The 24,011-nt window shown below is 45.2% G+C and carries 29 protein-coding genes and 1 other annotated feature; all 29 genes read left to right on the forward strand.

The genetic code is table 11. The features are described 5' to 3' along the window. Window positions 1–12: 12 nt before the first annotated feature. The 29 genes from nusG to rpsH all read left to right on the forward strand — a co-directional run bounded on the left by nusG (window position 13) and on the right by rpsH (window position 24,004). Window positions 13–546: a transcription termination/antitermination protein NusG gene (gene nusG, locus D829_RS0127100; RefSeq protein WP_017692061.1), complete on the forward strand. Its 534-nt coding sequence runs from the start codon at window positions 13–15 to the stop codon at window positions 544–546. A gap of 68 nt (window positions 547–614) precedes the next feature. Next, the gene (rplK, locus tag D829_RS0127105; RefSeq protein ID WP_017692062.1) at window positions 615–1,040 is read left to right on the forward strand and encodes a 50S ribosomal protein L11; all 426 of its coding nucleotides are present in this window, start codon (window positions 615–617) and stop codon (window positions 1,038–1,040) included. A 94-nt stretch (window positions 1,041–1,134) separates the two neighbouring features. Beyond that, window positions 1,135–1,827, forward strand: coding sequence for a 50S ribosomal protein L1 (rplA, locus tag D829_RS0127110; RefSeq protein WP_017692063.1), 693 nt, complete (start codon window positions 1,135–1,137; stop codon window positions 1,825–1,827). Between the two features lie 68 nt (window positions 1,828–1,895). Beyond that, window positions 1,896–2,043, forward strand: a sequence feature (ribosomal protein L10 leader region). 23 nt (window positions 2,044–2,066) lie between these two features. Then, window positions 2,067–2,570 (forward strand): 50S ribosomal protein L10, encoded by a 504-nt coding sequence (gene rplJ, locus D829_RS0127115; RefSeq protein WP_017692064.1) that lies wholly within the window; start codon window positions 2,067–2,069, stop codon window positions 2,568–2,570. A 72-nt stretch (window positions 2,571–2,642) separates the two neighbouring features. After that, on the forward strand, window positions 2,643–3,002 hold the full coding sequence (gene rplL, locus D829_RS0127120; RefSeq protein WP_017692065.1) for a 50S ribosomal protein L7/L12: 360 nt from the start codon (window positions 2,643–2,645) through the stop codon (window positions 3,000–3,002). Window positions 3,003–3,098: 96 nt separating this feature from the next. Then, window positions 3,099–3,719, forward strand: a complete 621-nt coding sequence (locus tag D829_RS0127125) for a class I SAM-dependent methyltransferase (protein ID WP_026081449.1) — start codon at window positions 3,099–3,101, stop codon at window positions 3,717–3,719. Window positions 3,720–4,113: 394 nt separating this feature from the next. Next, window positions 4,114–7,659 (forward strand): DNA-directed RNA polymerase subunit beta, encoded by a 3,546-nt coding sequence (gene rpoB, locus D829_RS0127130; protein ID WP_017692067.1) that lies wholly within the window; start codon window positions 4,114–4,116, stop codon window positions 7,657–7,659. 113 nt (window positions 7,660–7,772) lie between these two features. Beyond that, window positions 7,773–11,387 (forward strand): DNA-directed RNA polymerase subunit beta', encoded by a 3,615-nt coding sequence (rpoC, locus tag D829_RS0127135; protein WP_017692068.1) that lies wholly within the window; start codon window positions 7,773–7,775, stop codon window positions 11,385–11,387. 205 nt (window positions 11,388–11,592) lie between these two features. Next, complete coding sequence (locus D829_RS0127140; protein WP_017692069.1) at window positions 11,593–11,841, forward strand: ribosomal L7Ae/L30e/S12e/Gadd45 family protein; 249 nt, start codon at window positions 11,593–11,595, stop codon at window positions 11,839–11,841. Between the two features lie 153 nt (window positions 11,842–11,994). Beyond that, window positions 11,995–12,417: a 30S ribosomal protein S12 gene (rpsL, locus tag D829_RS0127145; RefSeq protein WP_017692070.1), complete on the forward strand. Its 423-nt coding sequence runs from the start codon at window positions 11,995–11,997 to the stop codon at window positions 12,415–12,417. Between the two features lie 87 nt (window positions 12,418–12,504). After that, complete coding sequence (gene rpsG, locus D829_RS0127150; RefSeq protein WP_017692071.1) at window positions 12,505–12,975, forward strand: 30S ribosomal protein S7; 471 nt, start codon at window positions 12,505–12,507, stop codon at window positions 12,973–12,975. A gap of 49 nt (window positions 12,976–13,024) precedes the next feature. After that, the gene (gene fusA / locus D829_RS0127155) at window positions 13,025–15,103 is read left to right on the forward strand and encodes an elongation factor G (RefSeq protein WP_017692072.1); all 2,079 of its coding nucleotides are present in this window, start codon (window positions 13,025–13,027) and stop codon (window positions 15,101–15,103) included. Window positions 15,104–15,198: 95 nt separating this feature from the next. After that, the gene (tuf, locus tag D829_RS0127160; RefSeq protein ID WP_017692073.1) at window positions 15,199–16,389 is read left to right on the forward strand and encodes an elongation factor Tu; all 1,191 of its coding nucleotides are present in this window, start codon (window positions 15,199–15,201) and stop codon (window positions 16,387–16,389) included. Between the two features lie 436 nt (window positions 16,390–16,825). Continuing rightward, entirely contained in the window at window positions 16,826–17,134 is a 309-nt protein-coding gene (gene rpsJ, locus D829_RS0127165; RefSeq protein ID WP_017692074.1) for a 30S ribosomal protein S10, read from the forward strand. A 46-nt stretch (window positions 17,135–17,180) separates the two neighbouring features. Then, on the forward strand, window positions 17,181–17,804 hold the full coding sequence (gene rplC, locus D829_RS0127170) for a 50S ribosomal protein L3 (RefSeq protein WP_017692075.1): 624 nt from the start codon (window positions 17,181–17,183) through the stop codon (window positions 17,802–17,804). Between the two features lie 25 nt (window positions 17,805–17,829). Next, window positions 17,830–18,453, forward strand: a complete 624-nt coding sequence (rplD, locus tag D829_RS0127175) for a 50S ribosomal protein L4 (protein ID WP_017692076.1) — start codon at window positions 17,830–17,832, stop codon at window positions 18,451–18,453. After that, a complete protein-coding gene (rplW, locus tag D829_RS0127180) occupies window positions 18,453–18,743 on the forward strand; it encodes a 50S ribosomal protein L23 (RefSeq protein ID WP_017692077.1) in 291 nt (96 codons plus the stop codon). Before rplD ends, rplW begins: the two co-directional genes overlap by 1 nt. A gap of 30 nt (window positions 18,744–18,773) precedes the next feature. Further along, on the forward strand, window positions 18,774–19,604 hold the full coding sequence (gene rplB, locus D829_RS0127185) for a 50S ribosomal protein L2 (RefSeq protein ID WP_017692078.1): 831 nt from the start codon (window positions 18,774–18,776) through the stop codon (window positions 19,602–19,604). Between the two features lie 71 nt (window positions 19,605–19,675). Next, window positions 19,676–19,954: a 30S ribosomal protein S19 gene (gene rpsS / locus D829_RS0127190; RefSeq protein WP_017692079.1), complete on the forward strand. Its 279-nt coding sequence runs from the start codon at window positions 19,676–19,678 to the stop codon at window positions 19,952–19,954. 35 nt (window positions 19,955–19,989) lie between these two features. Further along, window positions 19,990–20,322, forward strand: a complete 333-nt coding sequence (gene rplV, locus D829_RS0127195) for a 50S ribosomal protein L22 (RefSeq protein WP_017692080.1) — start codon at window positions 19,990–19,992, stop codon at window positions 20,320–20,322. 15 nt (window positions 20,323–20,337) lie between these two features. Next, the gene (rpsC, locus tag D829_RS0127200; protein ID WP_017692081.1) at window positions 20,338–21,003 is read left to right on the forward strand and encodes a 30S ribosomal protein S3; all 666 of its coding nucleotides are present in this window, start codon (window positions 20,338–20,340) and stop codon (window positions 21,001–21,003) included. A 2-nt stretch (window positions 21,004–21,005) separates the two neighbouring features. Further along, window positions 21,006–21,440 (forward strand): 50S ribosomal protein L16, encoded by a 435-nt coding sequence (gene rplP, locus D829_RS0127205; RefSeq protein ID WP_017692082.1) that lies wholly within the window; start codon window positions 21,006–21,008, stop codon window positions 21,438–21,440. Then, complete coding sequence (rpmC, locus tag D829_RS0127210; protein WP_017692083.1) at window positions 21,430–21,627, forward strand: 50S ribosomal protein L29; 198 nt, start codon at window positions 21,430–21,432, stop codon at window positions 21,625–21,627. Before rplP ends, rpmC begins: the two co-directional genes overlap by 11 nt. 48 nt (window positions 21,628–21,675) lie before the next feature. Then, on the forward strand, window positions 21,676–21,942 hold the full coding sequence (gene rpsQ, locus D829_RS0127215; protein WP_017692084.1) for a 30S ribosomal protein S17: 267 nt from the start codon (window positions 21,676–21,678) through the stop codon (window positions 21,940–21,942). A 35-nt stretch (window positions 21,943–21,977) separates the two neighbouring features. Continuing rightward, window positions 21,978–22,346 carry a 50S ribosomal protein L14 gene (gene rplN, locus D829_RS0127220; RefSeq protein WP_017692085.1) on the forward strand — a complete coding sequence of 123 codons (369 nt, stop codon included), beginning with the start codon at window positions 21,978–21,980 and terminating at the stop codon, window positions 22,344–22,346. 39 nt (window positions 22,347–22,385) lie between these two features. After that, window positions 22,386–22,739 (forward strand): 50S ribosomal protein L24, encoded by a 354-nt coding sequence (gene rplX, locus D829_RS0127225; RefSeq protein ID WP_017692086.1) that lies wholly within the window; start codon window positions 22,386–22,388, stop codon window positions 22,737–22,739. Window positions 22,740–22,771: 32 nt separating this feature from the next. Next, window positions 22,772–23,314, forward strand: a complete 543-nt coding sequence (gene rplE, locus D829_RS0127230; RefSeq protein WP_017692087.1) for a 50S ribosomal protein L5 — start codon at window positions 22,772–22,774, stop codon at window positions 23,312–23,314. A 73-nt stretch (window positions 23,315–23,387) separates the two neighbouring features. Next, the gene (locus D829_RS0127235; protein WP_013312154.1) at window positions 23,388–23,573 is read left to right on the forward strand and encodes a type Z 30S ribosomal protein S14; all 186 of its coding nucleotides are present in this window, start codon (window positions 23,388–23,390) and stop codon (window positions 23,571–23,573) included. A gap of 32 nt (window positions 23,574–23,605) precedes the next feature. Continuing rightward, window positions 23,606–24,004 (forward strand): 30S ribosomal protein S8, encoded by a 399-nt coding sequence (rpsH, locus tag D829_RS0127240; protein ID WP_017692088.1) that lies wholly within the window; start codon window positions 23,606–23,608, stop codon window positions 24,002–24,004. Window positions 24,005–24,011 lie beyond the last annotated feature (7 nt).

Genomic DNA, 24,011 nt, shown 5'->3' on the forward strand with positions numbered 1-24,011 from the left:
CGGTGGCTTGATATGGAAAAAAGATGGTACGTCGTTCATACCTATTCAGGGTATGAGAACAAGGTCAAAGCCAATTTGGAAAAACGCGTAGAGTCTATGGGCATGGAAGACAAGATATTCCGCGTTCTTGTTCCTATGGAAGAAGAAGTGGTAAACAAGGACGGTAAGAAAAAAACCGTTATGCGTAAAGTTTACCCCGGTTATGTCTTGGTGGAAATGGTACAGACGGATGATTCTTGGTATGTTGTTCGCAACACACCAGGGGTTACAGGATTTGTCGGTTCGACAGGTTCTGGGTCCAAACCAACTGCATTGTTGCCTGAAGAAGTGGAACAAATTCTGAAGCACATGGGAATGGTTGAACCTAAGCCGAAAATTGAGTTCGATCTTAAGGAATCCGTACGTATTAAAGTCGGTCCTTTTGCGAATTTCGTAGGCTCCGTGGAAGAAATTTTGGTAGACAAGAGCAAGTTGAAAGTGCACGTGAACATGTTTGGACGGGAAACGCCGCTTGAGTTGGAATACACACAAGTGGAGAAGATTTAGTTTCTTTAAGTTTCTTGTGGGAGGGTTGAAAAACCCGTTAACCACTATTTTGCAAGGAGGTGTCAATCATGGCGAAAAAAGTTATTAAAATGGTAAAACTGCAGATTCCAGCAGGTAAAGCAAACCCAGCACCACCAGTAGGTCCAGCTTTGGGTCAAGCAGGTGTCAACATCATGGCATTCTGTAAAGAATTCAACGCTCGTACAGCTGATCAAGCGGGATTGATTATTCCAGTTGAAATTTCTGTATTCGAAGACCGTTCCTTTACTTTCATCACTAAAACTCCACCAGCAGCAGTTCTGTTGAAAGTGGCAGCTAAAGTTGAAAAAGGATCCGGCGAACCGAATAAGAAAAAAGTTGCTACTGTTAAACGTGATGCGGTTCGTCAAATCGCAGAAACAAAAATGCCTGACCTGAATGCAGCAGACGTTGAGTCCGCTATGCGTATGGTCGAAGGTACTGCCCGCAGCATGGGTATAACCATCGAAGACTAATTTTCATAAGAAACATGGCTTCGTAAAACCGGTTGATTCGCGACCGGTTGATGTGGGAGGTATATCCGCTAACACCACAAAGGAGGAATAAAACATGGCTAAACACGGTAAAAAATACCTGGAAGCTGCTAAGCTGATTGACAGCGAAGCAACTTACGAGCCTTCAGAAGCTGTAGAGCTTGTGAAAAAGGCAGCTACTGCAAAATTCGATGAAACAATCGAAGCGGCAGTTCGTTTGGGTGTAGACCCTCGTAAGCAAGACCAGGCTGTACGTGGTGTTGTTGTCTTGCCACACGGCACAGGTAAAACACAACGCGTATTGGTATTTGCAAAAGGTGACAAAGCGAAAGAAGCGGAAGCGGCTGGCGCGGACTATGTTGGTGATGCAGACATGATCAACAAAATCCAACAAGGCTGGTTCGAATTCGACGTCTGCGTAGCGACACCAGATATGATGAGTGAAGTAGGTAAATTGGGCCGACTGCTCGGCGGTAAAGGTCTGATGCCTAACCCTAAAGCCGGAACGGTAACTTTCGATGTAACTAAGGCTGTTCAAGAAATTAAAGCCGGTAAAATCGAATATCGTCTGGATCGTGCAGGTCAAATTCATGCACCGATTGGTAAAGCTTCTTTCTCTTCTGAGCAACTTAATGAGAACTTCAAAGCTCTCATGGAAGCTCTGAATCGTGCTAAACCAGCGGCAGCAAAAGGTGTTTATCTGAAGAATGTTAGTCTTTCTTCCACGATGGGCCCTGGCGCACGCGTGAACGCAGCAGCTTTTAGATAATATCTCTTGACAGGCTTGTCCTGTTTTTGATAAGATATAAAAGTTGTGAGTCCGAGTGACTGACCGTTGACATTTGAATATGCTTGCCGTAGACAGTAGGTGCCATTTGGCTTAATTTCCTGCCGAGGTGTGATTATAGAACTTAGAACGATGCAAATCGATGATGAGTATATATCAAGCCTTCGTGATTCTACGGAGGCTTTTCTTAATGGGATAAATTTGATCAGGAGGTGTACAGATTGGCAAACGCAAAAGTGATTCAAGCAAAACAAGAATCCGTTGATGCAGTAACAGCAAAATTGCGCGAGAGCGTTACAACTGTTGTTGTTGACTATCGCGGATTGAACGTTGCCCAAGTAACTGAGTTGCGTAAGCAACTTCGTGAAGCAGGGATCGAATTCCAAGTGCTGAAAAACTCGTTGCTTCGCCGTGCAGCTGCAGCAGCAGAACTGACAGAACTCGATAGTGTTCTTACAGGTCCTACTGCAATTGCATTCAGCGTAGATGACGTTGTGGCTCCAGCTAAAATTCTGAACGACTTCGCGAAAAAGAACGATGCATTGGAATTGAAAGGTGCAGTCGTAGAAGGTCGCGTAATCGGAGTAGAAGAAGTTAAGGCATTGGCAGAACTGCCATCCCGCGATGGACTCCTCTCCATGCTCCTCAGCGTGCTTCAAGCGCCAGTGCGCAACTTCGCGCTTGCGGTTAAAGCAGTTGCAGAAAAAGAAGAACAAGGCGCGTAAGCAACTTGATCTGAATGCTGCTTAGGCGGCAAATGAATTAAAAAAAATAATATTATATATGGAGGTTCACTCATGAGTAAAGAGCAAATCTTGGAAGCAATCAAAGGCATGACTGTACTGGAATTGAACGATCTTGTTAAAGCAATCGAAGAAGAATTCGGCGTAACTGCTGCAGCTCCAGTAGCTGCTGCAGGTGCAGTAGCTTCTGCTGAAGCTGAGCAATCCGAGTTCGACGTAATCTTGACTAGCGCTGGTGCTTCCAAAATCAACGTTATCAAAGCAGTTCGCGAAATCACAGGTCTTGGCCTGAAAGAAGCAAAAGAATTGGTTGACAACGCTCCAAAAGCATTGAAAGAAAAAGTTGCTAAAGAAGAAGCAGAAGCGGTTAAAGCTAAGCTTGAAGAAGCAGGCGCTTCAGTTGAAGTTAAATAATTTAGCTATTACAAGCTAAATGAACAAAACAACAAACCCCTTGACTTATATCAAGGGGTTTGTTGCTGTAATTGTAAATGGAAAGTGAGTGAGGATGTGTCCAATCATTATTATTCGGACAAACCGCAAGTAGCACATGATCGCAAAGCAACTGAAGCGGTTCTTCGCGGATTCAGTCTGCGACTCGTGACTGACGCCGGTGTATTTTCCAAAAACGGAATCGATTATGGCAGCAGAGTATTGATTGATGCGATAGAGTTGCCATCAGGGGCTCATGTTCTCGATGTGGGTTGTGGATACGGACCGATGGGTCTTACAGCAGCCAAACTTGTACCGGATGGGCATGTCACCATGATCGATATCAACGAGAGAGCCGTTGAACTTTCCAGGGAAAATGCAAAAGCGAACGGAATTAACAATGTTACGGTATTGCAAAGTAATCTACTGGCTGAAGTAAAAAAGCAAGATTTTGACGTTATCCTAACCAACCCGCCTATACGGGCTGGGAAAGAGACGGTTCATACTATTTTCGAACAGGCACATCGCCATCTGAAGGTAGGCGGTTCGTTGTGGATTGTCATTCAGAAGAAACAAGGAGCCCCGTCAGCGAAAGCAAAATTGGAATCTTTGTTTGGAAGAGTGGAAGAAGTGACGAAGGATAAAGGCTATCGGATTTTCAAAGCGGTGAAATCGGAAGAGGTATCTACTAAAAGCTGAATCCGAGTTTGTAAAGTAAGCAGGGGATCATTTTTTTTGCAATAGGACTATTGACTTGAAATTCAGGTCGTGGTATAGTTGTGAAATGTCAGTATTAAGATGCCCTACTTGGCTTTAGCTAACTAAAAATGTCAACCTTTTTTTACGCCGAACGGGCTTATTATGCCTACGTTTGGCGTATAATATGTACATTTTGGGCAAACTGGGGATAAGAATGATTTGGAAAGACATCCGCCGATCAAAGTTGCTCTTTTTTCGAACGACATTTCGAGTAAGGGCTTTTCTTTATTTGTGGATGCATTGCTTTGCTCTGTATGTGTACCATTATAAGGTTACAAACAGAGGTTCGCAACGAAATTTTTAAAGTGAGTAGACATTGAGGGGTGAGTTTAAGTTGGCAGGACATCTTGTTCAATATGGTCGACGCACTCGGCGCAGTTATGCACGAATTAACGAGATACTCGAAGTTCCGAACCTGATTGAAATCCAACAAAAATCCTATGATTGGTTTTTGGAGGAAGGGTTGCGCGAAATGTTCCAGGATATCTCGCCGATTCAGGATTTTACAGGTAACTTGATTTTGGAATTTATCGATTACAGTCTCGGTGAACCGAAGTATACAGTAGACGACGCAAAAGAGCGTGACGTTACTTATGCAGCACCGCTTCGGGTCAAAGTCCGGCTCATTAATAAGGAAACCGGCGAAGTCAAAGAGCAGGAAGTATTCATGGGAGATTTCCCGCTGATGACCAACACGGGCACATTTATTATTAATGGTGCGGAACGGGTTATTGTCAGCCAGTTGGTTCGCTCTCCTAGCGTTTACTTCAGTACCAAAGTAGATAAAAACGCCAAAAAAACGTATACCGCTACAGTTATTCCTAACCGCGGCGCTTGGTTGGAACTGGAGATGGACGCGAAGGATGTTGTTTACGTCCGGATCGACCGTACACGTAAAATACCGGTTACGGTTCTCCTGCGTTCACTTGGTTTTGGCACAGATGCTGAGATTCTGGATCTGCTCGGTAATGACGAATATATCCGCAACACACTGGACAAAGACAACACGGATTCCACGGAGAAAGCACTCATTGAGATCTATGAGCGTCTTCGTCCGGGCGAGCCTCCAACGCTGGATAATGCGAAAAGCTTGCTCGTAGCACGTTTCTTTGATCCAAAACGTTATGACCTGGCTAATGTAGGTCGTTACAAAATGAACAAAAAGCTTCACATCAAAAACCGTTTGTTTAACCAGCGTTTGGCTGAATCACTTGTTGACGCTGAAACAGGCGAGATTATTGCTGAAGCAGGTCAAATGGTGGATCGTCGCTTGTTGGATGAAATCATGCCGTATCTTGAGAAGAGCGTTGGTTTCCGCACGTATCACGTGGGTAACGGTGTTCTGGATGCTAATGATGTTCCTATGCAAACGATCGATGTATTTTCACCAACAGAAGATGGTAAAGTAGTCAAACTGATTGCTAATGGAATCATTGACAAGTCCGTTAAAAACGTGACACCGGCGGATATCATTTCGTCCATCAGTTATTTCCTTAACCTTCTGCAGGGAATTGGTAGCACGGATGATATCGATCATCTGGGTAACCGTCGTTTGCGTTCGGTGGGTGAACTCCTGCAGAACCAGTTCCGTATCGGTTTGTCCCGTATGGAGCGTGTGGTTCGTGAGAGAATGTCCATTCAGGATGCTAACGTAATTACACCACAGGCTTTGATTAACATACGTCCTGTGATTGCATCGATTAAAGAGTTCTTTGGTAGCTCTCAGTTGTCACAGTTTATGGATCAAACGAACCCGCTGGGTGAGTTGACACATAAACGTCGTTTGTCTGCACTCGGACCCGGTGGTTTGACGCGTGAGCGCGCAGGTATGGAAGTGCGTGACGTCCATCCATCCCACTATGGTCGTATGTGTCCAATCGAGACGCCAGAGGGACCAAACATCGGTTTGATCAACTCCTTGTCTACGTTTGCTCGTGTGAATGAATATGGCTTCATTGAAGCTCCATATCGTTGGGTTGATCCGAAGACAGGTATTGTAACCGAGCAAATTGATTACCTGACAGCGGACGAAGAGGACAACTATGTTATCGCGCAAGCGAACGCAAAGTTGAACGAAGACGGTACATTTGAAGAAGAAGCGATCATTGTACGTTACAACAAACAGTCGGATAACATCCTTACGATGCCGAGTGAGCGAGTTGACTACATGGACGTATCTCCTAAACAGGTTGTATCCGTCGCGACAGCGCTGATCCCGTTCCTTGAGAACGATGACTCCAACCGTGCACTCATGGGATCAAACATGCAACGGCAGGCGGTTCCACTCTTGATTCCTAAAGCACCACTTGTAGGGACAGGTATGGAGCACAAAGCTGCAAAAGATTCTGGTGTATGTATTATCTCCGATTATGACGGAATTATTGAACGTTCTTCTGCGAACGAAATTTGGGTCCGTCGTGTTGAAGAAGTGGATGGTCAGGAAGTCAAAGGCGATATCGTTAAATATAAATTACACAAATTTATGCGTTCGAACCAAGGAACATGCATTAACCAGCGTCCGATTGTCAAAAGAGGTGCTGCTGTCAAAGCTGGCGATATCCTCGCTGATGGTCCTTCAACGGAAATGGGTGAATTGGCTCTGGGACGTAACGTTGTTGTTGCCTTCATGACTTGGGAAGGTTACAACTACGAGGATGCGATCTTGCTCAGTGAAAAACTCGTTAAGGAAGATGTATACACATCCATCCATATCGAGGAGTATGAGTCAGAAGCACGTGATACCAAGCTTGGACCTGAAGAGATCACACGTGACATCCCTAACGTTGGGGAAGAAGCGTTGCGTAACTTGGATGAGCGCGGTATTATCCGCATCGGTGCTGAGATCAGTGCTGGCGACATTCTGGTTGGTAAAGTAACACCTAAGGGTGTAACAGAGCTGACAGCAGAAGAACGTCTCTTGCATGCGATCTTTGGTGAGAAAGCACGTGAAGTACGTGATACTTCCTTGCGTGTACCACATGGTACTGATGGTATCGTAGTAGACGTGAAAGTATTTACCCGTGAAAACGGTGATGAGCTGCCTCCAGGTGTTAACCAACTCGTTCGTGTATATATCGCTCAAAAACGGAAAATTTCCGAGGGTGATAAAATGGCTGGACGTCACGGTAACAAAGGGGTCGTGGCCCGCATCTTGCCGGAAGAAGATATGCCTTTCCTGCCAGACGGTACACCGGTTCAGATCGTTCTTAACCCACTGGGCGTACCTTCCCGGATGAATATCGGTCAAGTACTCGAGGTTCACTTGGGTATGGCGGCGATGCAACTGGGTATTCACGTAGCAACTCCTGTATTCGACGGAGCGAAGGAGTATGACGTCTTCGATACGATGGAAGAAGCAGGTATGCAACGTAATGGTAAAACTGTCCTGTATGATGGTCGTACAGGTGAAGAGTTTGAACGTGAAGTTACCGTAGGTGTCATGCACATGATCAAATTGGCACACATGGTTGATGATAAAATCCATGCCCGTTCCACGGGTCCTTACTCACTTGTTACGCAACAGCCATTGGGTGGTAAAGCCCAATTTGGTGGACAGCGTTTCGGGGAGATGGAAGTATGGGCGCTTGAGGCATACGGTGCTGCTTATACACTGCAAGAAATCTTGACCGTTAAATCCGATGACGTTGTTGGTCGGGTTAAAACGTATGAATCCATTGTCAAAGGTGAGAATGTTCCGGAACCAGGCGTTCCTGAATCATTCAAAGTATTGATCAAAGAGCTGCAAAGCTTGGGTATGGACGTTAAGATTTTGAGCGAAGATGAGCAAGAGATTGAAATGAGAGAAATGGACGATGAAGATGACGCTGCGAGCGATAAGCTCAGCCTCAACCTTGAGGGTACAGAGGTCGGAGCGGAATAAACCGCTTCGAGCGCATGATGACCGGCGTTTTTCATCAGGCTCGCGTCTTGCTCCGGCTTCGGCCGGAGAGGGCGTAACCTAGAATACAGGAATTGGTTAAGGAGGGTTGCTCCTTGTTGGACGTCAACAATTTCGAATACATGAAGATCGGGCTTGCTTCCCCAGAGAAAATTCGGTCTTGGTCCCGCGGAGAAGTGAAAAAACCGGAAACGATCAACTATCGTACGTTGAAACCGGAAAAAGAAGGGCTGTTCTGCGAAAAGATTTTCGGCCCTACAAAAGACTGGGAATGTCATTGCGGTAAATACAAACGCGTCCGTTATAAAGGCGTTGTCTGTGATCGTTGTGGCGTTGAAGTCACACGTGCGAAAGTACGCCGCGAACGGATGGGCCATATTGAGCTTGCTGCTCCGGTATCGCATATCTGGTACTTCAAAGGTATTCCGAGCCGTATGGGTCTTGCTCTGGATATGTCTCCAAGATCTCTCGAGGAGATTATTTATTTTGCATCATATGTTGTAACTGATCCAGGAGAAACTCCACTGGAGAAAAAACAGCTGTTGTCCGAGAAGGAATACCGCAGCTACCGTGAAAAATACGGATATGGTTTCCATGCTGGCATGGGCGCAGAAGCGGTTAAAAAATTGCTTCAGGACATTGATATAGACAAAGAGCTCGAGTTCCTGAAAGAAGAGCTCCGGACTGCGCAAGGACAACGTCGTAATCGTGCAATCAAACGTCTGGAAGTTATCGAAGCATTCCGCAACTCCGGCAACAAGCCAGAGTGGATGATCATGGATGTACTTCCTGTTATCCCGCCGGAACTTCGTCCAATGGTACAGTTGGATGGTGGACGTTTTGCAACGTCTGACCTGAATGACTTGTACCGCCGTGTAATCAACCGGAACAACCGTCTGAAACGTCTGCTTGATCTGGGCGCGCCAGATATTATCGTGCAAAATGAAAAACGGATGTTGCAGGAAGCTGTTGACGCATTGATCGATAATGGTCGTCGTGGACGCCCGGTAACGGGTCCTGGTAACCGTCCATTGAAATCTCTCAGCCACATGCTGAAAGGTAAACAAGGACGTTTCCGTCAAAACTTGCTCGGTAAACGGGTTGACTATTCTGGTCGTTCCGTTATCGTTGTTGGACCTTACCTGAAAATGTATCAGTGTGGTCTGCCAAAAGATATGGCACTTGAATTGTTCAAGCCTTTTGTTATGAAAGAGCTTGTAAATAAAGGGCTTGCCCACAACATCAAGAGCGCGAAACGTAAAGTTGAGCGTGTAAGTCCTGAAGTATGGGATGTTCTTGAAGAAGTAATCAAGGAGCATCCGGTTCTGTTGAACCGTGCCCCTACGCTTCACAGACTCGGTATTCAAGCATTTGAACCGATTCTTGTTGAAGGTAAAGCAATTCGTCTTCACCCGCTCGTATGTACGGCATACAATGCCGACTTTGACGGTGACCAAATGGCCGTGCACGTTCCGTTGTCCGCTGAAGCTCAAGCGGAAGCGCGTATCCTGATGCTCGCATCTGGTAACATTTTGAATCCGAAAGACGGTAAACCGGTTGTTACTCCTTCCCAGGATATGGTGCTTGGTTCTTATTACCTCACTATGGACAACAAGGAAGAAAAGGGCACAGGTATGATCCTGCGTACAGTTAACGAAGCTGTATCGGCATACCAACGTGGTACTGCTGGTCTGCATGCGCGTGTTGCTATTCCGGTTAAGGCGCTTGGTAAAACAAGCTTCACGGAAAAACAACAAGAAGGAATGTTGCTGACAACTGTTGGTAAAATTATCTTTAATGAAATTTTCCCGGCAAGCTTCCCGTATATCAATGATGCGACTCGTGCGAACCTGTACCAAGGTACTGCAGATCACTCATTTGTATATGAAAAAGGTGCTGATCTTAGAGAAGCTATTATGAATGCTCCTCTGGCTGGCGGTGTCGGTAAAGAATACCTCGGCTCCATCATTGCACGTTGTTTTGAAATTTATCACACAACGGAAACAGCCGTTATTTTGGATAAGATCAAACAACTTGGCTTCACATACTCAACTCGTGCCGGTATTACGGTTGCGGTATCTGATGTTATCGTTCCGCCTGAGAAGTTTGAAATTCTTAGACAGTCTGAGGAAAAAGCACAAATCGTTACGAATCAGTACCGTCGTGGTCTGATTACGAATGAAGAGCGCTATGACCGTATCATTGATATCTGGTCAAAATCCAAAGATGACATCACTGAGATTCTGATGAAGTCCATGGATCGTTACAACTCGATCATGATGATGGTAGACTCCAAAGCACGGGGTAACAAATCGCAAATCACCCAATTGGGCGGTATGCGTGGTCTGATGGCCAACCCATCCGGTCGAATCATTGAACTCCCAATCAAATCGAACTTCCGTGAAGGTCTGACAGTACTCGAGTACTTTATCTCGACTCACGGAGCGCGTAAAGGTTTGGCGGATACGGCACTACGTACAGCGGATTCAGGTTACCTGACTCGTCGTCTCGTAGACGTAGCCCAAGACGTAATCGTGCGTGATGATGATTGTGGAACAGATAAAGGCTTTACGGTAAGTCGTATCCAAGATGGTAAAGAGGTTATTGAAGATCTCTATGACCGTATTGAAGGCAGATACTGTTTCGAGACTCTTCGTCATCCGGAAACGAAAGAAATCATTGTAGGTCGCAATGAATTGATTGACTCCGATAAAGCAGAAGCGATCATCGAAGCAGGTATCACCAAATTGCAAATCCGCTCCGTGCTCAGCTGCCGTGCTAGTCATGGTGTCTGCAAGAAGTGTTATGGTCGCAACCTGGCGACTGGTAAACACGTGGAGATTGGTGAAGCGGTTGGTATTATCGCAGCACAGTCCATTGGTGAGCCAGGAACACAGCTTACAATGCGTACGTTCCACACCGGTGGTGTAGCCGGAGACGATATTACGCAAGGTTTGCCACGTATCCAGGAGTTGTTCGAAGCTCGTAATCCTAAGGGTCAAGCAACGATCAGTGAAATCGATGGTGTGGTTAAAGAGATTCGCGAAGCGAAAGATCGTCGTGAAATCGAAATTCAAGGTGAAGCGGAATCCAAAGTATACGCCGTTACCTACGGTTCCCGTGTGCGCGTAAGCGAAGGCGCGGAAGTTGAAGCGGGTGACGAGTTGACAGACGGTTCCATCGATCCAAAAGAGATGCTACGGATTAAAGGCATACGTGGTGTACAAAACTACATTCTGCAGGAAGTACAACGCGTATATCGTAACCAAGGCGTAGAAATTAACGATAAGCACGTTGAAGTTATGATCCGTCAAATGCTGCGTAAAATCCGTATCGTAGATGCAGGAGATACAACGCTGTTGCCAGGATCGTTCGTGGATATGCATGAGTACGAAAGAGCTAACAAAATTGCGATTCTTAGTGATAAAGAGCCGGCGGTTGCAAAACCAATCCTGCTCGGTATTACGAAAGCATCCCTGGAAACAGACTCCTTCCTCTCGGCGGCTTCGTTCCAAGAAACTACACGTGTATTGACAGATGCAGCGATCAAAGGGAAAGTCGATCAGTTGCTCGGTCTGAAGGAAAATGTAATCATCGGTAAATTGATTCCTGCAGGTACAGGTATGCACCGTTACCGCAGCATCAAACTTGCCGAGCCAGAAGACGGCCAATCTTCAGTAGAAGAACTTGAGCCAGTTTCGGTTGATTAAATAGATTTCTCCTCTAAATGAGGAGAGAGAAAGTTTTGTGCGTCAGGAGACGGACGTTTGTATGATACAGGCGGACGAATCCTGATGTACGTAAACTTTTAAAAAATGTTTTAGGATTAGCATTGACAATGCTTGCGCTAGATGCTAATATATCAAAGGTGCGTGGGCAGCTGATTGTACATGGTTCAATTCGGAGGAATGCACAATGTCTAATGAAAAAGCCTTGCAAGATGCTCATGTCAAAATTGGTACCAAACAGACCATGCGGATGGTACAGACGGGTATGGCTTCTGAAGTCTATGTCGCAGAAGATAGTGATCCGCAGCTTACTTCCAAAATCATTGCTTTGTGTGAACAACACAATGTGAAATGCACGAAAGTGGATACAATGAAAAATCTCGGCAAGGCTTGCGGGATTGGAGTAGGAGCAGCTATGGCTGCTGTCGTAAAATGATAGTGTAAGGAACGTTTTTGTCCGAGAACTTTTAGGGATTCTCTAAGGCAAAAACTTTTCATTTGTCTTTTTATGAACCGCCTGGGTCTGTGGACTTAGTGCAAAGAGGTTTATAAAGAAACATGAATATTTGAGGAAGGGGGTGGCAATCACATGCCAACTATTAACCAACTGGTTCGTAAAGGACGTCAAGCAAAAGTTGAGAAGTCAAAATCTCCAGCTTTGCAAAAAGGATTCAACGCTTTGAAACGTGAATCTACTAACATCAGTGCCCCACAAAAACGTGGTGTCTGCACTCGTGTAGGTACAATGACTCCACGTAAACCAAACTCTGCACTTCGTAAGTATGCCCGTGTTCGTTTGACGAACCGTCTCGAGGTTACTGCTTATATCCCGGGAATCGGACATAACCTTCAAGAGCACAGCGTGGTATTGATCCGCGGAGGTAAAGTTAAAGACCTTGCAGGAGTTCGTTATCACATCGTTCGTGGAGCTCTCGATACTGCAGGCGTAAACAACCGTATGCAAGCTCGTTCGAAATACGGTGCAAAACGTCCAAAAGCTAAAAAAGCCTAAACCATTATAAGCAGAGAACCTGAAAGCCTTCTGGCTTAGGTCTGGAAGGTACAGGATCTGCTGAACAAGAAAGAAAGGGGGATATCCATGCCACGCAAAGGTCCAGTTACGAAAAGAGACGTGTTGCCTGATCCGTTATATAACAGTAAGTTGGTTACTCGTTTAATCAACCGCATCATGATCGGTGGTAAACGCGGTGTTGCTCAAAGCATTCTGTATAATGCGTTCAAGTTAATTCAAGAACGTACGGGTAATGACCCTATGGAAGTATTTGAAGCAGCAATCAAGAATATCATGCCAGTCCTGGAAGTTAAAGCTCGCCGTGTCGGCGGTGCCAACTACCAAGTACCAATCGAGGTGAAACCAGAGAGACGTACTGCTCTGGGATTACGTTGGCTCGTAAACTACTCCCGCAACCGCGGTGAGAAAACAATGGAAGAGCGTTTGGCGGCTGAGATCATCGACGCTTCCAACAACACAGGCGCTTCCGTTAAAAAACGTGAAGATACGCACAAAATGGCTGAAGCAAACAAAGCGTTTGCTCACTACCGTTGGTAGGATTCAGTTAACAATAAAATAACTTCAATTTTGAAGGGAGACCCATTACATGGCTAGAGAGTTCTCCTTGAAAAATACACGTAATATCGGGATCATGGCTCATATTGATGCGGGTAAAACCACGACAACTGAGCGGATCCTGTTCTACACAGGACGTACGCACAAAATCGGTGAAGTTCACGAAGGCGCTGCGACAATGGACTGGATGGAACAGGAACAGGAGCGCGGAATTACGATTACTTCCGCTGCAACTACCGCTGCTTGGAAGGGCTACCGCGTTAATATTATTGATACCCCGGGACACGTTGACTTCACAGTTGAAGTTGAACGTTCCCTTCGTGTATTGGACGGAGCAGTTGGTGTATTCAGTGCGAAAGAAGGCGTTGAGCCTCAGTCCGAAACCGTATGGAGACAGGCTGATAAATACAACGTACCTCGTATCGCATATGTAAACAAAATGGATATCATCGGTGCTGACTTCCTGAACGTTGTATCTGATATGCGTGATCGCCTTAAAGCGAACGCTGTTGCGATTCAACTTCCAATCGGCGCTGAAAATGATTTCAATGGTATCATTGATATCGTTGCTCAAAGGGCACATATGTACAAAGATGACCTGGGACAAGATATCGAAGAAACTGAAATTCCTGCAGAATTCGTTGAGCAAGTTGAAGAACTTCGCAACGAATTGATCGAGCGTGTTGCAGAACTTGACGAAGACTTGACAATGAAATACCTGGAAGGCGAAGAGATCACAGTTGATGAGATCAAAGCCGTACTTCGTAAAGGTGTTGTTGAAGTTAAAATCTTCCCTGTTATCTGTGGATCCTCGTATCGTAACAAAGGTGTTCAACTGATGTTGGATGCTGTTGTTGATTACCTGCCAGCTCCAACAGATGTTGCTTCTATTACAGGGCATCTTGAGGATGGTACTGAAACAATTCGTAAGTCTTCTGATGAAGAGCCATTCTCCGCATTGGCATTCAAAATTATGACAGACCCTTACGTTGGTAAATTGACATTCTTCCGTGTATACTCCGGTGTTCTTCAATCCGGATCATATGTATTGAATGCCACTAAAAACAAACGTGAGCGTATCGGTCGTATCCTTCAAATGCATGCGAACAGCCGTCAAGAAATCACTGTAGTTTACTCCGGTGATATTGCAGCTGCCGTAGGTTTGAAAGATACAGGTACAGGTGATACACTATGTGATGAGAAAAATCCGGTTATCCTGGAGTCAATGAACTTCCCTGATCCGGTTATCGAAATCGCTGTTGAACCTAAAACCAAAGCTGACCAGGATAAACTGGGTGTTGCTCTCGGTAAGTTGACTGAAGAGGATCCAACTCTTCGTGCTCATACTGACGAAGAAACAGGCCAAACGATCTTGGCAGGTATGGGTGAGCTTCACCTTGATATCATCATCGACCGTATGCGTCGTGAGTTCAAGGTTGAAACTACTGTGGGTAAACCACAAGTAGCTTACCGCGAAACATTCCGTGCTCCAGCGCGCGTTGAAGGTAAATTCGTACGTCAATCCGGTGGTCGTGGTCAATACGGTCACGTATGGGTTGAATTCGAACCTCTCGAGCCGGGTACAGGCAGCCAGTTCGAAAGTAAGGTTGTCGGTGGTTCGGTTCCAAGAGAATACATTCAACCTGCACTGTCAGGGATTGAAGAGCAAATGAAAAACGGCGTTATTGCAGGCTTCCCGCTTGTAGACGTTAAGGCTACAATCGTAGACGGATCTTACCATGATGTCGATTCCAATGAGATGGCATTTAAAATTGCCGGATCTATGGCGCTTAAAGCGGCTAAAGACAAGTGTAAACCAGTTCTGCTTGAGCCTATCATGAAAGTAGAAGTAACTGTTCCAGAAGAGTACATGGGTGACGTAATGGGTATGTTGAACTCCCGTCGTGGCCGCATCGAAGGTATGGATTCCCGTAGTGGAGCTCAAATCATCCGTGCTAAGGTACCTCTGTCTGAAATGTTTGGTTACTCTACAACTCTTCGTTCCGGTACTCAAGGACGCGGCGTATTCTCCATGGAACTCTCTCACTATGAAGAAGTTCCTAAGAGCATCGCTGAAGAAATCGTTGCCAAAACAAAAGGCACCGAGTAGTTTTCTCACACTGAATGCAAGTGCATAAGAATTCAATTCGGAGCACTTCATTCAGTGAAAACATAAAATTATAATTTTAAGGAGGCCACGTTCAAATGGCAAAGGCTAAATACGAACGTAATAAACCCCACGTTAACATCGGTACTATCGGTCACGTCGATCACGGTAAAACAACTCTGACTGCTGCAATCACAACTGTATTGTCCAAAACTTACGGTGGTGCAGCAATTGCTTTCGACCAAATCGACAAAGCTCCAGAAGAGCGCGAACGCGGTATCACAATCTCCACATCACACGTTGAGTACGAAACTGACACTCGTCACTACGCTCACGTTGACTGCCCAGGTCACGCCGACTATGTTAAAAACATGATCACTGGCGCGGCTCAAATGGATGGAGCTATCTTGGTAGTATCCGCAGCAGACGGCCCAATGCCACAAACTCGTGAGCACATCTTGCTCTCCCGTCAAGTAGGCGTACCTTACATTGTTGTATTCTTGAACAAATGTGACATGGTTGAAGACGAAGAGTTGTTGGAATTGGTTGAGATGGAAGTTCGCGACCTTCTTAACGAATATGAGTTCCCAGGTGACGATACTCCAATCACTCGTGGATCCGCTCGTGAAGCTCTGGCAAACCCAGATGGCGAATGGGCTCAAAAAATCGTTGAGATGTTCAAAGAGATCGACACTTACATCCCACTGCCTGAGCGTCAAACTGACAAGCCTTTCTTGATGCCTGTCGAGGACGTATTCTCCATCACTGGTCGTGGTACTGTTGCTACAGGCCGTGTAGAGCGTGGTACTGTTAAAGTCGGCGAAGAGATCGAAATCGTTGGTATCACTGAAGAAACTAAAAAATCCGTTGTAACAGGCGTTGAGATGTTCCGTAAATTGTTGGATTCCGCTCAAGCGGGTGACAACATCGGTGCATTGTTGCGTGGTGTTGACCGTACTCAAATCGAGCGTGGTCAAGTACTTGCAAAACCAGGTTCTGTTAAGCCACACACAGAATTCACAGCTCAAATCTACGTTCTGACTAAAGAAGAGGGCGGACGTCACAAACCATTCTTCACTGGTTACCGTCCACAGTTCTACTTCCGTACAACTGACGTAACAGGCATCATCAACTTGCCTGAAGGTACTGAAATGGTAATGCCTGGTGATAACATCACTGTTACTGTTTCCCTGATCTCCCCAATCGCGATTGAAGAAGGAACTAAATTCTCCATTCGTGAAGGCGGACGTACAGTAGGTGCCGGTTCCGTAGCATCTATCCAAAAATAATTCGGCTTAACGCTGAATAAAGCATATGTAACAGTGTACTGGAACGAGTAACATTGTATTGTAACGAAGTTTCGGAAGAGTTCTTTATCCGACATCGGATAGAGAACTCTTTTATTATGTTTAAAGTTCGGAACCTGCGTCATACGAAATGAACATCATTTACAAGTTTAGAAGGATTGGCAAGGCAGCCTGGATATTGAAGATTAACACTGCAATAAACGAAGTCATTTCATCAGAAAAGATAAGTTTAAATGTTTTTCTTAAATATGCTTGCAATACGCCTATCTTTTCTATATAATAATGAATGTTGTTCTGTGACGTTGCGATGATGTGAGAGGTTACTGGCACACCCGGCCCCTTTGCCATGGGAGAGTGGCTAGAAAATTTTCACGGAGTATGTCCGATAAAAAATTGGGCGATAGAAGGAGGGACTAAAATGGCAAAGCAAAAAATTCGTATTCGTTTGAAAGCTTACGACCACAGAATTCTTGATCAATCCGCGGAGAAAATTGTTGAAACAGCAAAACGTTCGGGTGCTGGTGTATCCGGTCCGATTCCGCTTCCTACTGAAAAACAAATCATTACTATTCTTCGTGCGGTGCACAAGTACAAGGATTCTCGGGAACAATTCGAACAACGTACACACAAACGTTTGATCGACATCGTTAACCCGACTCCACAAACTGTGGATGCCTTGATGCGCTTGGATCTGCCGTCCGGTGTAGATATCGAAATTAAATTGTAATACAAGCTACAACAAAGACCATGTATAAAGGAAAAGAGGTGTCAACATGAAAGCAATCTTAGGAAAAAAACTCGGAATGACTCAAGTATTTACTCCTGAAGGTAACGTCGTTCCAGTAACGGTTATCGAAGCAGGCCCTTGTGTTGTTTTGCAAAAGAAAGACATTGAGAACGATGGCTACGAAGCAATTCAAATCGGTTACTCCGATAAGAAAGAGAAAAATGCTAACAAGCCAGAAGCAGGTCACGCTAAAAAAGCGAACACTGCCCCTAAGCGCTACGTTCGTGAAGTTCGCGGTATCAACATCGCAGAATATGAAGTTGGCCAAGAACTGAAAGCTGACATTTTCGCTGAAGGCGAATTCGTTGACGTAACGGGTATTTCTAAAGGTAAAGGTTTTGCCGGCGTTATCAAACGTTGGGGACAAAGCACTGGACCTATGTCACACGGTTCGCGTTACCACCGTGGCCCTGGTTCAATGGGTTCGATCCAAGCTAACCGCGTTCCTAAAGGCAAACGCCTGCCAGGACACATGGGACATGATACTATTACAATCCAACGTCTTGAAGTAGTTAAAGTAGACGCTGAGCGTAACGTGTTGCTCGTGAAAGGTTCTATTCCTGGACCGAAAAACAGTCTCATTAGAGTTAAAGAAACGGTGAAAAAATAACCACTGAAGAAAGGAGGAACACAAAATGCCAAAAGTATCAGTTTACAATGTAGATGGTAGCCAAGTAGGCGAAGTTGAATTGAACGATGCGGTTTTCGGAATTGAGCCGAACCAACACGTTCTGTACGATGCAGTTCTTATGCAACGCGCTTCCCTTCGTCAAGGTACCCACAAAGTAAAAGGACGTTCTGAAGTTCGTGGCGGTGGACGTAAGCCTTGGAAACAAAAAGGTACAGGTCGCGCTCGTCAAGGTTCAATTCGTTCACCACAATGGAAAGGCGGCGGTATCGTATTTGGTCCAACACCACGGAGCTATGCGTATAAACTGCCTAAGAAAGTTCGCCGCTTGGCGATCAAATCAGCCCTTTCATCCAAAGTGCTTGACAATGACATTATCGTTTTGGACGCTCTCACGTTGAGTACGCCTAAAACTAAAGAATTTGCAGCCATCTTGAGTAACCTCAAAGTGGGACGTAAAGCTTTGATCGTAGCTCCTAGCTATGATGATAATGTAGCTCTTTCCGCACGGAATATTCCAGGCGTGAAATTCGTAGCTGCTGACGGTATTAATGTTCTTGACGTGCTCTCGCACGACAAATTGATCATTACGAAAGAAGCAGTTCAGAAGGTAGAGGAGGTGCTCGCGTAATGAAGGATCCTCGTGATATTGTAAAACGTCCGATTATTACGGAACGTACTGCTGACATGATGAACGACTTGAAATATGTATTTGAAGTCGATATCCGTGCAAACAAAACCGAGATCAAAAAGGCAGTAGAAGCTATTTTCAATGTAAAAGTGAAAAACGTGAACACGCTTCGTGTTCCAGCTAAGCCGAAACGGTACGGACGTTATTCCGGATATACTAGCGAATGGAAAAAAGCGTTTGTAACGTTGACAAAAGACAGCAAAACGCTTGAGTTCTTTGAAACTGTATAATTGAATTTTTGAAGTAAGGAGGGAAACCCAGTGCCAATCAAAAAGTATAAACCAACATCCCCGGCAAGACGGAACATGTCCGTTTCTACATTTGAGGAAATCACCACAAATCAGCCGGAGAAATCGTTGTTGGCCCCGTTGAGCAAACAAGCAGGCCGCAACAACCAAGGTAAAATTACAGTTCGTCACCATGGTGGTGGACACAAACGTAAATACCGTATCATTGACTTCAAACGTACTAAAGATGGAATACCGGGCCGCGTTGCTACGATTGAGTATGACCCGAACCGTACATCCAACATCGCTCTGATTCACTATGCTGATGGTGAAAAGCGTTATATCATCGCTCCTAAAGGTTTGAAAGTTGGAGATCAAGTATTCTCCGGACCTGAATCAGACATCAAAATCGGTAACGCACTGCCACTCGAAAACATTCCAGTAGGTACCGTTATCCACAACATCGAGTTGAAACCAGGTAAAGGCGGACAATTGGTTCGTGCTGCTGGTACAGAAGCTCAATTGCTTGGTAAAGAAGAAAAATACGTTTCCGTTCGTCTCTCTTCCGGAGAAGTTCGTCGTATTTTGAAAGTTTGCCGCGCGACAATCGGATCTGTAGGTAACCAAGACCACGAGCTCATCAAAATCGGTAAAGCCGGTCGTAGCCGTTGGTTGGGTAAACGTCCTGAGGTTCGTGGTGTAGTAATGAACCCTAACGATCACCCACACGGTGGTGGTGAAGGTCGTGCTCCAATCGGACGTAAATCGCCAATGTCACCATGGGGTAAACCTACACTTGGTTACAAAACGCGTAAGAAAAATAAAGCTTCTGATAAATACATCATTCGCCGCCGCACGAAGTAATACACACTGTGCATAACTTCGTGAGGCATCTGCGGATGCATAATAGCTATGTTTGAAGGGAGGATCTCCACATGGGTCGCAGTTTGAAAAAAGGGCCATTCATTGATGGCTACATGCTTAAAAAGGTAGAAGAGATGGAAGCTTCAGGTAAGAAGAATGTGATCAAAACCTGGTCCCGTCGTTCTACAATTTTCCCGCAATTCATCGGACACACATTTGGCGTTTACGATGGTCGTAAACACGTGCCAGTGTATGTAACTGAGGACATGGTCGGACACAAACTGGGTGAGTTCGCTCCAACCCGTACGTACAAAGGCCATACTGCTGATGATAAGAAAACAAGAAGATAAATGAATATCTTTAATGTTTGAAAGGAGGTTACACAATGGAAGCAAAAGCACATGCTAAGTTTATCCGGATTGCTCCTCGTAAAGCTCAACTCGTTGTTGACTTGATTCGTGGCAAGCAAGTAGGTGAGGCGGTTGCCATTCTCCGTCACACTCCGAAATCTGCTTCTCCAATCGTTGAGAAGTTGCTTAACTCCGCTATTGCGAATGCGGAACATAACTATTCTTTGGATGTTAACAACTTGGTTATCTCGCAAGCTTACGTGAACCAAGGACCAACAATGAAACGTTTCCGCCCTCGTGCAATGGGACGTGCAAGTCGTATTAACAAACGTACTAGCCACATTACTTTGGTGGTATCTGAGAAGTAGAAGGAGGGGAAATGTGTGGGCCAAAAGGTAAATCCAGTCGGACTCCGTGTCGGAATTATCCGTGACTGGGAATCTAAGTGGTATGCAGGCAAAGACTTCGGTGATCTTTTGATGGAAGACGTGAGAATTCGTGAATTCCTGAAAAATAAATTGAAAGACTCCGCTTTATCTCGTGTAGAAATTGAGAGAGCGGCTAACCGCGTAAACGTAACGATTCACACTGCTAAACCAGGTATGGTTATTGGTAAGGGTGGTTCGGAAGTTGAAAATCTTCGTAACCAAATTACGAAAATTGCTGGCGGTAAAAAAGTACACATCAACATTTCTGAAATTAAGAACCAAGACTTGGACGCTATTCTTGTAGCTGAAAGCATTGCACAACAATTGGAACGTCGTGTTTCTTTCCGTCGTGCTCTGAAACAAGCAATTCAAAGAACTATGCGCTCTGGTGCTAAAGGTATCAAAACTCAAGTAGGCGGACGTCTTGGCGGTGCTGAGATCGCACGTTCTGAAGGCTACAGCGAAGGAACTGTTCCACTGCACACACTGCGTGCTGACATTGACTATGGTACAGCAGAGGCTCATACTACTTACGGACTTATCGGCGTAAAAGTATGGATCTATCGTGGAGAGGTTCTTCCTACGGCTAAGAAACAAGCTGCTAAGGAAGGAGGCAACTAATCATGTTGGTACCAAAACGCGTAAAACACCGTAAGCAACAACGTGGACATATGAAAGGCCAAGCTAAAGGCGGAACGACTCTGAACTTTGGCGAATACGGTCTGCAAGCTACGGAACCGGCTTGGATTACGAACCGTCAGATCGAAGCGGCTCGTATTGCGATGACTCGTTACATCAAACGTGGTGGTAAAGTTTGGATCAAAATTTTCCCAGACAAACCAATCACTCAAAAGCCTCTCGAGGTTCGGATGGGTAGCGGTAAAGGTAACGTAGAAAAATGGGTTGCAGTAGTGAAACCAGGTAAGATCATGTTTGAACTTGCTGGTGTACCGGAGGAAATTGCACGCGAAGCAATGCGTCTTGCCGCTCACAAACTGCCAATCAAAACGAAGTTCGTGAAACGTGAAGAATTGGGTGGTGAAGCAAATGAAAGCTAGTGAATTTCGCAACCTAACCTCTGCTGAAATCGAGCAAAAGATTGCCGGATTTAAAGAAGAACTCTTTAACCTCCGCTTTCAATTAGCTACCGGTCAGCTGGATAACCCGACTCGCATCCGTGATGTGCGGAAAGAAATAGCTCGTGCTAAAACCATTATCCGTGAGAGAGAATTGGGAATCGGTTAATTAGGGATAGGATGGACAATCCGTCCGTAATCAGGAAGGAGGCCAACAATGAGCGAAGAACGTAACGCACGTAAAGTGCAAACTGGTAAAGTGGTCAGCGATAAAATGGATAAAACGATTGTTGTTGCTGTAGAAACTTACAAAAAACACAACTTGTACCATAAACGCATTAAGGTTACTAAAAAATTCAAAGCGCATGACGAAGAAAACACTGCGAAAATCGGTGACACGGTGAAAATCATGGAGACTCGTCCGCTTTCGAAAGATAAACGCTGGAGACTTACTGAAATCGTAGAAAAAGCGGTTATCATCTAATGCATCAGCAGCATTGCTGAAAGGAGGAATACTAAATGATTCAACCATTTACACGTTTGACTGTGGCCGACAACTCCGGTGCGAAGGAACTGATGTGTATCCGCGTACTCGGCGGTACGGGACGTCGTACAGCTCAAATCGGTGATCTGATCGTTTGTTCTGTTAAACAAGCAACACCAGGCGGCGTTGTCAAAAAAGGTGATGTAGTTAGAGCGGTTGTCGTTCGTACGAAACGTTCTGTACGTCGTAAAGACGGTTCCTACATCGGTTTTGATGAAAATGCAGCGGTTGTTGTAAAAGACGACAGAAGCCCACGTGGAACACGTATTTTCGGACCAGTTGCTCGCGAACTTCGCGATAAAGACTTCATGAAAATCGTTTCCTTGGCTCCAGAAGTTATCTAAAGCTTAATCTCGTGATGTTAGAAACAGGAGGTGTACGAAATGCCAAGAGTGAAAAAAGTTCTGGAATCCCATAACAACAAACTTCACGTTAAAAAGGAAGATACGGTTATGGTGATCAGCGGTAAAGACAAAGGTAAAAAAGGCCGTGTCATCGCTGCTTATCCTCGTGAGAACCGCGTCCTTGTGGAAGGTGTTAACATGGTGAAAAAACACCAGAAGCCTAACCAGCAAAATCCGCAAGGCGGCATTATCGAGAAGGAAGCTCCGATTCACGTTTCCAACGTAATGCACATCGATCCGAAGAGCGGAAAAGTAACCCGTGTAGGTTACAAAGTTTTGGATAACGGTAAGAAAGTGCGCGTTGCTAAACGTTCCGGAGAAATTATCGACTAATTGAACCGAATGAGAAAGGAGGGCTATGATTCATGGCATCAAGAATGAAAGAACGTTACCTGCAAGAAATCGCTCCTGCTTTGATGCAGAAGTTTAACTATACAACGGTAATGCAAGTGCCGAAAATCGAGAAAATCGTTATCAACATGGGTGTGGGCGACGCTGTCCAAAACTCTAAAGTGTTGGATTCTGCAGTAAACGATTTGCAACTGATCGCCGGTCAAAAACCTGTAATCACTCGTGCTAAAAAATCTATCGCAGGTTTCAAACTGCGTGAGAATATGCCTATCGGTGCGAAAGTTACATTACGCGGTGAGCGTATGTACTTCTTCCTAGATAAGCTGCTCAACGTAACGCTTCCTCGTGTCCGCGACTTCCGCGGTGTATCGAGTAATGCTTTCGATGGACGTGGTAACTATACACTGGGTCTGAAAGAGCAATTGATCTTCCCGGAGATCGAATACGATAAAGTTGATAAAGTCCGCGGTATGGATATTGTCATTGTAACAACGGCGAAAACAGACGAAGAGTCCCGTGAATTGCTTACGCAAATGGGAATGCCTTTCGTTAAGTAATGTTGGCATAACGTTTCCGGGTGTCTGGAAGGACTCCCTTTTCTCCGAAATTATTTAGGAGGTGTCAGGCTAAGTGGCAAAAACTTCGATGAAAGTTAAACAACAACGTACACCAAAGTTCAAAGTACGTGCATATACACGCTGTGAACGTTGCGGACGTCCACATTCGGTCCTGCAAAAGTTCAAAATTTGCAGAATTTGCTTCCGTGAATTAGCTTATAAAGGCCAGATTCCTGGCGTGAAAAAAGCAAGCTGGTAAAAAGTCCTGAACGGGAAGGAGGTTAACTCACAATGACTATGTCTGATCCAATTGCAGATATGCTTACTCGTATTCGTAACGCGAACACTGTTCGTCACGAAACGGTAGAAATGCCTGCTTCAACAATGAAAAAACAAATCGCCGATATCCTGAAGCGTGAAGGTTTCATCCGTGACGCTGAAGTTATCGATGATAACAAACAAGGGATTATCCGTGTTTTCCTGAAATACGGTCAAAATAACGAGCGCGTTATTACTGGTCTGAAAAGAATCAGTAAACCTGGTCTTCGTGTTTACACGAAAAGCAACGAAGTACCTCGTGTACTTGGTGGCCTGGGAATCGCGATCATCTCGACATCTAAAGGTATCATGACGGACAAAGAAGCTCGTCAATCGAAATCCGGCGGAGAAGTCGTTTGCTACGTTTGGTAATATAACG

Origin of the sequence: Paenibacillus sp. PAMC 26794, from assembly GCF_000316035.1 — a bacterium.
In the GTDB taxonomy this organism is placed as follows: Bacteria; Bacillota; Bacilli; order Paenibacillales; family Paenibacillaceae; genus Paenibacillus.